Source organism: Martelella alba, assembly GCF_005217455.1.
Lineage (GTDB): Bacteria > Pseudomonadota > Gammaproteobacteria > Enterobacterales > Enterobacteriaceae > Acerihabitans.
Map to the genome: position 1 here is coordinate 1 of NZ_SZPQ01000088.1, position 5,499 is coordinate 5,499.

Here is a 5,499-nt window from a genome sequence, read left to right on the forward strand (position 1 = left end):
TGTTAGACATGTATCCAAGCCTATCTCTTAAGTTAAGAGACTTCTACTGTCTGGTTTCGCAGGGGGCCTACTCAATTATAACATTATACCTGGTCCCCCTACTCATTACCGAAGCAATTTTCGGGGTCGACGAAATTATTCCTTTACTGTTGGGGAAACATCAAATGGTTCCATCCCAGGAGTCCACTTTTTCCCGCTTACTTTCGTCTTCATCAAACCAGCGAGTGGTGATACATTTAGATTCTGTATAGAAACGTACTCCGTCCTTGCCCAAGCAATGGAGGTCACCGAAGAAGGATTGTTTATGCCCAGAGAAGGGGAAAATGCCAACCGGCACGGGAATACCCACATTAACTCCCACCATGCCGCCATGGGTGCGTTTCTGGAATTCCCTCGCATAATGGCCGTTTTGGGTAAAAATCACCGAACCATTGGCAAAGGGATTATCGTTCATTAATTTTAAGCCTTCTTCAAACGATTTGACTCGTTTGAAGCACAGCACCGGTCCAAAAATTTCCGTTGTACCGACGCTCATCTCCCCGGTCACATGATCGAGAATAGTCGGTCCTACATAAAAACCCTCTTCATAACCGGGAACGTTATAATTTCGACCATCGAGGACCAATTTGGCACCTTCTTCCAACCCCTTTTCTATCCACTTGATTACCGATTGCCGATGCTCCCGTGAAATGACCGGTCCCATATCGGTATCCCGATCGTAACCGGGACCCACTTTCAGCAACTTGGCCTTTTCCGCCACGGCATTGATCAATTTATCGGCAATTTCTTCCTGAACCACCACTACCGGTAATGCCATACAACGTTCTCCGGCGCAACCGAATGCAGCATTGATAATCCCGGCGGCCGTACGTTGGATCGGCGCATCGGCCAATACCAACGAATGGTTCTTGGCCTCACAAAGCGCCTGGACGCGTTTGCCGTGTGAAGCGGCTTTCGCATAGACATGCAGACCCACCGAAGTGGATCCCACAAACGAGACACCATTCACATCAGGATGGGTCAGGAACATATCCGCCTCGTTACGAGAGCAAGTAACGATGTTGATAACACCTGCGGGAACGCCAGCCTCTTGATAAAGACGGGTGATTTCCATGCAGGTCATCGGTGTCATACTTGCGGCCTTGATAACCAGAGTATTTCCCGAAGCGATACACAATGGTGCCATCCACCCCATGGGGATCATGGCCGGGAAATTAAACGGCACGATACCGGCGAAAACACCGATAGGTTCTCGGTAAAGGGTAGTATCGATACCCGTTGAAGCATCGCGCAGAGTTTCTCCCTGACCTTGCAATAAGCTGGGAATGGAGCAGGCTAGCTCGGTTCCTTCTTTCGCTTTCAATACATCACCCAAGGCATCGCCCCAAGCTTTGCCGTTTTCTTTCGCTACCAATGCCGTCAGCCGTTCTTCATGCTTAATAAGCAGTTCGCGAATGCGGTACATAATCTGCGCCCGTTTGATAGCCGGGGTATTCGACCAGGCCGGGAAGGATTTTTTGGCTGAAGCAATAGCGCTCAATACTTCCTTTTCTGTACAACAAGGGGCTTTGGCTATCACTTCGCCTGTACTGGGATTATAGACATCCATATAGCGGGTCGTTTCCGATTCTCTCCATTCGCCACCCACGTAATATTTCAGTTTTTCTATGCTAGCCATACAAAATCTCCGTTTATACTTTTACTGTAACTCACCCGTCAGACATCAGCCTGGCGATATGCAATGGAATATTGCGCTGTTATTGCTCTATTTCCGGCGTCAGTCCGGAAATAAAATTCCCCTCTCATGCCGATTGAGCCGCTTTACTCATCTTTGCGTTTATCTTGATTGCTTGAAAAAGCCGAATGCTTGGCGGCGGCGCCATTTATCAACGGATTACGTGGATTGGCACCGATACGCTGATATCTGGACACATCCTCGGAAAACTTATCCACACGGGAGGATGGAATCCGTTTCCAACACACCAATTGCCCGAATGGGTTGGGGCATTTTGGTCAGCAAGATGTGGGCATCCGCTGCGGTAAGCGCCCTGCCCGAAATATTTTATCCACTTGCTGCCGGGCAAACGCCGCATACTGGTACAGCGCCTTGTTGACCCGAACGAACAAGGCATCAAGGAAGCGACGTTAGTGACAATTGACATCAATATTTCCCTCATAGAAGTAAACTCTATCGCGCAAAACCTCTTGCCCTGCCTGCTGACCTTATGCCCCAATTCCCTGATCTAGCAATAACCGGCTTTAGTTCAAATAGCTTGTTCTCTTGTGAATTGGTGCCCTTCATCCAACAGCAACGTTAATTGAAAAATCGATAGCACGCATAATTCATCTTTATTGTTAATGAAATAAAAATTTCGTTTTGCGAGCTAGATCAAATATTCCGAAGTTACTTTAATTTGTGGGAAGAAACGATGAAGCGGACTGAGGGCCGGCGAACACCCAAGGCTATTGCCCAGCACGCCCACTCACGGGACCAGACGGACAGATATGACGGTTACATCGTATATTGCGCTGATACTTGCCGAATTGGCCGGACCGGTTATCGCCGTCGACTGTCCGGATTTAACCGACTAAGTCGCCAGCGGTAATAGAACAACGCCAATAAGATTAGTCCGCACCCCAGTAACTGGGGTGAGCGCATACTTTCGCCGTAGAAAGACGCGGAAACGATAAAGGTAAATAAAGGTTCCAATACCATAACCAGTGCGGCATTCGCCGCGCTGGTTATACTTTGGCCGCTCAATTGCAGCCAGAACCGCAAACTAGTGGCGATAAACGCACTGCCTAGCAGCCAGCCCCAGGTGGCAATATCCAACTGCTTTGGCCAAGTTTCAAAACACGCAGATAAGGCCAACGACGCCAGACCAGTGCAAGCCAGCTGTATGGAAGCCAGCGGCAAAGGAGCGATGGACCGGACATAATGGCTGTTATAACAAAAATAAATCGCTTGAAAGAGCGCGGCGGCCAGGAACAAAATTTGACTCACATCCCATGTCAGTCCGGTATGCAATGTAAGCAGTCCTAGCCCGATCACTGCCAGCGGCAGTGAAGCCCAAAAAGCGCGGATAGGCCGCGCGCGCAGCATCGCCCATGCCACTAGCGGCACAAACAGCATGGAGAGGCTCATGATGAATGCGCCCTCTCCCAGTGAAGGGGTGATGGCAACGGCGTAAATCCACAACAACATATTGCAGGCCTGCCATCCCCCGCTGATCAGCACTTTGTCTAGAGAACCAGCCAGGATTCGGAAATCTCTGCGCCGACAAAATCCCAGCAGCGCCATGCTGGCTAGCAAAAAACGCCCACTGAGAAATGCCATTGGCGGCATCGCACTCAGGGCTTCCCGGGAAAAAACCCATCCGCAAGCCGCAATTAAAGTCGTGAGAACCAGCAACCCTTCAGCTTTTCTCTGAGAGAGTATCATGCCTGCGCCATTCCTCTCACGCCACGCCTTTGTCCCATCCCCCCTGCTTGAACGCTGATGCCCATGAATACGCATGTCATCTCTTTCCCGACAAGATGTGCCTCATAATACCCCTCATGCGCCGTGATACGTCATAACCTCTGTGAGCGAAGAAGGCATTGGCCGTCAATGTAACGCACAGGATAGAATAAAAAGCCTTTATGATTCTTTGGATAATAATTCTTTTTCTATCCTCTCCCGTGTCGCAACTGCTTGAACAGGCATTTTTTCCGGATAACCGAATAACGCCGTCGTAATAATGGATTCGCCTCCCACTTTAAATGTCTTTTTGGCAAAATCCATTTCTCTCAATGTCCGAAAAAGATTCTCAAAATCCACTTCACCTTCGCCAAGACCGACATGTTGATGGATGGTGGCGTTAACGCCGGGAGGATTGACAATATAACGGTTACTCACGGTATGATTCATGGTGTCCGCCACTAACACATGCGACAGATCATCACCGGCATATTTCAGCATCCGCGTGACGTCACCCTTGCCTTTATCATAGAAAAACGTATGCGGCGCACTATAAAGATAGGTCACGTTATCACTGCGCAGCGATTTTACCAAATCAGCGGTATCATCGCTGATTTCACAGAAATCCCACGGATGAGACTGAATCTCCATCCGGATCCCTTCGCGCTCAATAATGGGTAATAATTCCTCCATAGAGCGATACCACATTTCCTCACAAATCTCCGGTTCGTCAGGCGTACCGGATAATTCGGTATTAATGACCTGCACGCCCATGTCCACAGCGATTTCGATGATGCGTTTCCAATTCTTTACTGCCGCCTGTCGACGCATTTCATCCGGGCCTGACCAACGATACACGACGATAAACGAAGAAATTTCCACGCTGTAATTTTTTAATGCCCGTTTGTATTCGGTCATGACCTCGCGGCTGGCCTTCGGATGTTTATAGAAAGGATTGATACGTGGATGTGGCGATTGTTCGATATATTTATAACCCCATTCGGAGACTTGCCGAACCATATCGGTAATTGGTAAATCCTTTATCACGTCAACGTCAAAAGCCACTTTCATCGTCATTTACTCCAATAATTTATTTAATATTGACGCGCTTTGTGAAGATTGTCATTCAGCATGCGGGCTACAGCTTGTATTTTTTCGCTACGGGAAACCTGTGCGCCACCGACTCGCCACCAGCTAAAATACTTGTGAACCATGGTCTTCGGTAACACTTTAATATCAACCAACGTCGAAATGGTTTGACTCCGAGCATCCGCCAACGCATCTTCAAGTTGCTGCAACGTACTCACCTGGTAGCTTTTGCAACCGTATCCTTCAGCAATCTTGGCAAAATTAACAGGAATCAGGCCTCCGCCCTGCTTTCCTGAATCTTCCTTGTGATAACGAAATTCCGTATAAAAGCTATCCATTCCATGTTCCATTTGCAGATTATTGATACAGCCATTAGCCATATTGTCAAACAATACGACAGTGATTTTTTTACCTTCCTGCAGAGATGTGATCAATTCGGAATGGAGCATCATAAACGAGCCGTCCCCGACGAAGGCATAAACTTCTCGCTCGGGCTGCGCCATTTTTACACCCACAGCCGCATTGACTTCATACCCCATACAGGAATACCCGTACTCGACATGATAATCATTGCCTCCGCGGCTTTGCCAGACCCGCTGTAAATCGCCGGGCAGGCTACCCGAGGCGGCGACAACGACTGCGTCGGCAGGTAACGTTTTATTCAGTATCCCGAGTACACGGCTTTGCGTTAAGAACGAGTCGGTCAATTTCTGAAATTCCGCATAGACTTTTTCACGATCCAAGTGATCTTCGATTTCCGGAGTGAAATCATGTTCGGTATATTCGACGCCATATACCCGCTCGACTTCCGCGTGGTATCTGCTGCGTATCTCATCAATGGTATCGTTCCACAAGAACGATAGTTTATCTGCTCTTGAACCGCCCCGGTTTTCCGGGAGAGTATTTTAGTTGGGAACTCAGGCTGCCAGATCCTTATTCCCGATGGAAGC

Annotated in this window: 4 protein-coding genes; all 4 read right to left on the bottom strand. The window is 48.6% G+C overall.

Annotation, left to right across the window (positions count from 1 at the left end):
- Nucleotides 1-160: 160 nt before the first annotated feature.
- Nucleotides 161-1,678, bottom strand: coding sequence for a CoA-acylating methylmalonate-semialdehyde dehydrogenase (locus FCN80_RS25310; RefSeq protein WP_136993074.1), 1,518 nt, complete (start codon nucleotides 1,676-1,678; stop codon nucleotides 161-163).
- A gap of 879 nt (nucleotides 1,679-2,557) precedes the next feature.
- Nucleotides 2,558-3,517, bottom strand: coding sequence for a DMT family transporter (locus FCN80_RS25315; RefSeq protein WP_306767937.1), 960 nt, complete (start codon nucleotides 3,515-3,517; stop codon nucleotides 2,558-2,560).
- 123 nt (nucleotides 3,518-3,640) lie between these two features.
- Nucleotides 3,641-4,531 (bottom strand): sugar phosphate isomerase/epimerase family protein, encoded by an 891-nt coding sequence (locus FCN80_RS25320; protein ID WP_136993076.1) that lies wholly within the window; start codon nucleotides 4,529-4,531, stop codon nucleotides 3,641-3,643.
- Between the two features lie 23 nt (nucleotides 4,532-4,554).
- On the bottom strand, nucleotides 4,555-5,403 hold the full coding sequence (locus FCN80_RS25325) for a thiamine pyrophosphate-dependent enzyme (protein WP_170975524.1): 849 nt from the start codon (nucleotides 5,401-5,403) through the stop codon (nucleotides 4,555-4,557).
- Between the last annotated feature and the right edge of the window lie 96 nt (nucleotides 5,404-5,499).